The organism is Trichocoleus sp. DQ-U1 (assembly GCF_039961925.1).
Taxonomy (GTDB): domain Bacteria; phylum Cyanobacteriota; class Cyanobacteriia; order Cyanobacteriales; family FACHB-T130; genus FACHB-T130.
On sequence record NZ_JAMPKB010000042.1, the window covers coordinates 46,487 to 52,757 of the forward strand.

3 protein-coding genes and 1 pseudogene are annotated in these 6,271 nt (G+C 46.9%); all 4 read right to left on the bottom strand.

From position 1 onward, the window contains the following. Positions 1 to 7 precede the first annotated feature (7 nt). A complete protein-coding gene (locus NDI34_RS17775) occupies positions 8 to 415 on the bottom strand; it encodes a hypothetical protein (protein WP_348233340.1) in 408 nt (135 codons plus the stop codon). 704 nt (positions 416 to 1,119) lie between these two features. Next, positions 1,120 to 3,786: a M48 family metalloprotease gene (locus NDI34_RS17780; RefSeq protein ID WP_348233341.1), complete on the bottom strand. Its 2,667-nt coding sequence runs from the start codon at positions 3,784 to 3,786 to the stop codon at positions 1,120 to 1,122. 102 nt (positions 3,787 to 3,888) lie between these two features. Beyond that, on the bottom strand, positions 3,889 to 6,186 hold the full coding sequence (locus NDI34_RS17785) for a CHAT domain-containing tetratricopeptide repeat protein (RefSeq protein ID WP_348233342.1): 2,298 nt from the start codon (positions 6,184 to 6,186) through the stop codon (positions 3,889 to 3,891). After that, positions 6,176 to 6,271, bottom strand: a pseudogene (locus tag NDI34_RS17790) (IS5/IS1182 family transposase); the annotation flags it as partial. The pseudogene NDI34_RS17790 and the gene NDI34_RS17785, both read right to left, overlap by 11 nt.

Here is a 6,271-nt window from a genome sequence, read left to right on the forward strand (position 1 = left end):
CCCTCAATTAATCAAAAACAACTTCTGGATTCATTTCTGCTGGGGATTTCCAATCGATTCCGTACTCTGCTTTTAAAATCCGTTTCTTCTCCGCCCAGAATCGCTCGGCAAAGGCTGCGTCTCTTGGTTCATTCGCCAGGTTTTCGTCTGCTTTTCGACCGGCGTCTGCAATCAGTTCTTCATATTTTGGAGCAAATTCTTTTAAATCGTGCTTGATTTCCCCTGGATTCTTTCCCAGGTTCAGCCTTATTTGAACTTCCCGAACTAGCTTAGGCAGAACAAAGGCAACATAGCGATCGCGATACTTCTCACCTTGACTGACATCATCTGGCGTTTTTTGGAGTCCTAGTCTCGCCCCGACTCCTAATAAAGTTAGGCTTAATAAAATTCCTAGAATAACCTTTGAGGATTTCATCAACCAACTCTCCTAAATTAGGGAATGCCCAACATCTTAGCATCAGAACTAAAGATGTCTATCCGCTCATTTTCATCTGGATAAAGTAGAGGATGCACGCTTGCGATCGCTCGATTCTAGTCCAGTTTAAATCTTGCAGCGAGAGATTAAAAATTGCGAACTGCCTTAATTCGGCGCTATCGGGATTACTCTCTAGGAATTTAGCTTCCGCTAGATAGTCAGAAGCCGAGTTAACTTCCAAAATGGGTCTATACAAGCGAAATGATTTAACAATATAAATTTTGAAATTATTCCTAATCTAACGATTGCCGATTTTATTTTTAGGAATATAAAATCGCTCGTTGCTTAGCAGGCGACGCCGAGAAAACAAAGGAACAGAAATAGATGAATTCACGACGGATCTAAATCTTTTGACGATTCAGGTTGAAGAAGCGCGATCGCTGAAATTCTCTCTTTTTGCATACGCCTTTTGGCTTGTGAATATGCTAAAAAAAACCAGCCACTCGCGGCGACTGGTCAAGCTTGCTGTGTTGGGAGGAGGAAAACCTGATGCCAAGACGAAAAAGCTATGCAATTATCCCGTAGATAGCCAACCTGCGTCTCGATACACTAAGTCGTCCCTTGTTAAGGAATGTAACACATTTTTTTCAAAAGCTGCAATATTTATTTACAAACAGTCATTTGTGCGTGTGCCAACTTGTGCATTAAATGCCGAACAAGATAATGTAAGTTCCCCAAGCCGCAGCTAAACAGGCAATAATCGTTGACCAGATAGGGTGCCGACTGAGACTGGTAATGCCGCCTTGGGTTCGTAGGGTTTCTAAGTCAATCCAGGGAGTCGCGCCTCGCCGAAACCATCCAGTTGCAGTGACTTGCCGATTTACGAAGTCGCTGGGACGAGTGGACAAGGGTAAAAGATTACCAATAGAACCCAGCCCAGAGCAATAATGTAACTTAACCAAGCCGGTGTCGGTTTGCAAGATTAAATCCTGTCCCAGCCAGTTGCTAATCCCTTGACGCCCCAAGAGTTTTCCTTGCAGACGCAGCGGCTGACTATCGACAGGTAAAGCATCGAGCCGAGTCGATAAATCGGATAGGTTGGGGTTCGTTTGCAGAGTGGAAGCTTTGATATCTGGAAAGAAGGGATTGATCCGCAAAAAGGTGCCAATGCTAAAACCTATCGGTAGACAACCGACGAGGATCGTCCAGTAATCGTCGAGTATCCAAGCTAGTTGCTGGATTCCCAGCCAGCTGCCAATCCACCCCAACAGCCAGAACAAGCACCCCAAGCATAAACCAGACAAAATGCCAAAGAAGGGGGCACCTTGTAACCAAAGTTTTGACTTTTTAGTTTTGAGCGAAGATGCTCGAATTCGCTGTTCGGACATTTGAGTGAAGTCAAGTTCTGTCTCTAGCTTCCAGTGGCGGGCGTAGAGGCATAACAAGTAAAGGCGATCGCCCATTAAAGGATGACTATTGTTGATGACCATCCACTGCCGATGGGGGTTGAGGTAGCCCCATTGCAACAGGGATTCCCAAGGCGTCTGGGCGGGAAAGCTGCCCAAGCTGATGGCTTGCCGATATCCCACTGGCGTCAGTAAATCAAAGCCTTCCAAAAGCCAGCGGGTAGACTGGTGTTTTTGGATATCAGCAGCAATGCCACGGGTAACTTTCAATAAAGCGCGGGAGAAGGCATTTGGGTTGCCAGTGATATCTGCCGCTATGCGATCGCTATAGATAATTCGCAGCCGCGACAGCCACAAACCGATAAAGCAAACTAGCCAAAATAAGCCGTAACTCAAAGCCGAAACAACCACCGCTGGAATCTTTAGCAGGGGGCTTTGTAAGCGGTCTCCCCACTGCGCGACTTGTCGGTACAAGGTGTAAGGAATCTGGGCGATTAGCATGATGAGGGACATCACTGCCAAATTCAATCCCAACGGTAAACAAGCCAGGGCAATCCACCAACAAGTCCAAGCCCAGTCTGAGTTCCTCAACAGGCTAAAAAAGCCTCCAATCAGGAACATTATGGTTGCCATCACCAAACCGACTAGCTTGTTTTGGACAATGTGTCCCAACTCGCTAGCATAAATTGTGGCAATTTCATCGTCTGCCAGTTGATCTAAGAGTCCTTGACTGACCACAATTCGGGCAGTGCGAGGCAGATTTCCATAAGTGAGTGCGACTGGGGCGCTGATGGGTAAGATCCGCAAAGTCGGCACGGGCAAACGGCGCTGTCCGCAATATCGGGGTAGCATCTTGGCGGCTTCTGGGCTGAATTTAGACAGCGCTGACAGCGACAGCGGTTGCATCTTCTCAAATTGCTTGAGGAAGAAGTCTAGTAGCCAGGGAGACAGACACGCTAGCAGCACCAACACGGTCACGATAGGCCAAGTCGGGTCTTCGTAAAAAGCTGGGATAGGCTGCAAAAATGGCAGGTTGATGAGGAAGTTGTTCGTCGTCGTCATCAAGAACTGCACGAAAACGCGAATTACCCAAAAAAGCGCGATCGCAGTCCCTGCTTGAAGCAACCACAGACGTTCTGGTTTCACTGCTGGCATTGCTCGCCATCCTTTGGCGCGTCCTGCTTGACGCCAGCCAATAATACTGGGATTCGATTCTAGAATTTTCTCATCTGTTGGCGTCTCAGATGGCGTTTCAGATGACGTCTCAGAAATGACCCCTGTGTCTGCTGCTGTATCTGGCGCAATCGGTGCTTCTGTCGGGGCGGCTACTTCTGCCTCTAGGTTGCTTTCCGCTTCTTTCCCTTTGCCCTGTACTAAGGGTGAGTTGGAGGGTGTTACCTTTTGTACTGGCTTAGTGCTGTTCGCCCTGACGCTTTTAGAGGCAGGTTGAGCGGCTTTTGCCCCCTGTGCGGGTGAAGTGGCAGGCGTTTGCAAGGGGACAAACCCGGTCGCGTCTAGAGCAGGCGACACGGATGGCTGAGGCTTTTGAGGCGGTTGGTCTAAGGGAATAAATCCGGTGACATCTGACGCAGGCGCAGCCCCTTGTGCGGGTGAAGTGGCAGGTGTTTGTAAGGGGACAAACCCGGTCGCCTCCGACGTTGGTGGAGGGGAAGGCGTTTTTTGAAGTTGAGGATAACGATTGACCAAATTAGCCAAATTCCGCTCTCCCCAGTCCTTCACCTTGGGATATTTGCTTTGACTGAGGGTTTGACAAAGCGCGATCGCTTTCTCGATTTCGCCAGTGCGTTCATAGGCAACCACCAGTCCCATCTGAGCGCGGAGGACTGTCTTTTGACTTAACTCAAACTCGCAAACGCCTTCTAGGTGGGCGATCGCATCTGGATAATTTCCCTGTTTCAGGGCTGCTAGACCAGCTTCCAGAGAGGGATTAGGAACAGAAGCCATAAAAATTCAACAGCACTCGGCTTCCTTCCAAGATACCCTCACTTCAGCGATCGCCTATCATTCAGCCAATTTTGAATTTTCAACCGCAGATGGCTACCCGTTTCAGTTGGATTCACCAATTAAAGTAAAAGCCGCCCAATCTCTGGGGTCGGGGTGGTGTTTCATGGTTGTTAGCATCGCTTGCCGCAATGCTTGGGAGCGATCGGGGTTGAGCTGGAGATTTTTGTAAAACTCGGTCATTAAAGAGGCTGTCGGTGCATCGGGAACCGACCACAAAGAGACAATGACACTGGGGATACCCGCACTAATAAATGAACGTGATAAGCCAATCACGCCATCCCCGGTAATTTTGCCGCGTCCGGTGTCGCAAGCACTCAAAACGACTAATTCTGCATTGAGCTTCAGGTTTAAGATTTCAGAAGCCGTGAGCAAACCCTCATCTGAACCGGATGGAGCCAAAGCGATCGCACTGTTCAATCCCTGGATATCATCAAATATCCCATGTGTTGCCAGATGGATAATTCGGGCAGAAGGCAATGCTTGCGCGATCGCGGCTTTAGTCGCTTGTTTCCCGGTAATCGCCTGAGTCTTGAGCAGTTTAGCAATCTCTTTAGCTTCCTGTTCCGCCCCCGACAAGTTCGATAACTGCTCGGCGGGTTCTCCAGGTTTCAGCACCACCTTAGGCATCGTGGGATTGCCGACTATCAACGCATTCTTGCTAGAAAAAGTCCGTGTATCCCCATTCAAAACCCGTTTTGTGCGCTGATGGGTTAAATCCAGCACTTGAATCGAGGGAGCCGTCAGAATGGTATGTTTTTCTATCAGGTATTTACCAGAAGCATCTTGGAGAGCTGGAAATGGCGCGAGGAACAGCGCATCTTGTGGGATAAAAATCACGCGAGCATTTGGATCAACAGGTAGCTCTTCCGCAATGGGTTCAATCAGCAGTTGATGGAGTTGCTGTAATCGTTTGGTCGGGCTTTCTTCCTCTATCAGTTCCGCTACAATACCGCCACCACGCCCCCTTACCCCTATAGATTCACGGGTGTTAGCAACAAGGTCTTGTAGAGAAAGATTCTGTTTCTGCCACAGGGGTTTGAGGTCAGATGTCCGAAACGTCACTTCACCTGTAGGCTTGATAACCCAAATATAGAGTTCTGATTCTAGTTTTTTTTCTTTCCCTTCAAATTTGAAAATATCGTAAATAACCGAATATTCAACAAGAGTTGCATTTTGTTTCTTGGCAACTTGTTTAATCAGCTCGATATTGGGCGTAGTAATGCTAAATTGCTCTTTCGGGTTAGGAGATAATCGAGAAGCCAGTAATTCCACAAAAGCCCGCGCCCTGCCCCGTTCGGCAATTTCCAGTGCTTCATTAGTTTTGTTCTGAACAATTAAAACTTCTTGTAGTAGGCGGTAAGTACGAGCTTGCCTTTCAAAGATTGACACTTTATTAGAATCATCTAATTTAATTCGCAGATTCTCCCAAATCTCAACTGCCTTGCGTAGGAGTTGTTCGGCTTCTGCAAAATTACCAGCTTGACGAAGAGCATTAGCTAGATTATTTAAAGCATTAGCCTCGCCTTCTTTATCTTCCTGTTGCCGTGCTTTTTCTAAACTTGAGGAGTGTAAAGCGATCGCCTTTGCCGTGTCGCCAAGATTTAAGTAAGTATTTCCCAAACCTGTCAGGGCTTCAATTGGGTTAAATTCTTCTACTTCTTTATAATATTGAAGAGCTTTGTTATAGTCACCCAAAAACTGATAAATTCTTGCCAAATAGACTTTAGCTTCTGCCACGCCAGAACTGTTTTTCTCTGCTTGGTCGATGGCTAATGCTTGCAAATAATCCTTAATTGCCTCGTCAGATCTACCTTGGGAGTTGTAAGCATTGCCTCTACCTCTGATAACTTCTGCTTTGCTTTGTTGGTCTTGGTTCTGCTCTAAGATTTTTAAGGCATCGTTGTAATACTGAATTGCTTTGTTATAGTCAGCTAAGGAATTATAAACACTGCCCAGATTTGAGAGATTTTTAACCTGGATTTTGAGGTAATTAAATTCTTTAGCGATTTCCGATGCCTGGGAGTAGGATGGGATCGCATTGGTATAGTCACTCAGGCAATAATAAGCATTGCCCAATTTTTCCAGCATTAAACTTTCATTTTCGTGGTCTGCGATTTCCCGATAGATTTTTAATGCTGTTTGCCAAGGCTGAAACGCTGCTGAACAATTGGGGGCGTAGAATTCTAAGTCTCGCAGTCTATCTGCTTCTAATTGTGGAGTCGTAGCAATTTTTAATAGCGGCTCCAAAATGGCAATTTGCTTGCCAGACAAGTTCCATATACGGGCAGTACCATCATCGGATGCGGTAACAATAGACCTCCTGCATGAATCAGGAGGCATGTGCCAGTTCGTAGTTCAGCAAGCCAGCAATTAGGTTTAAGCGCAAACCAAATCTCTGCCTGCGATTGCGATAACGTCCTGAAAA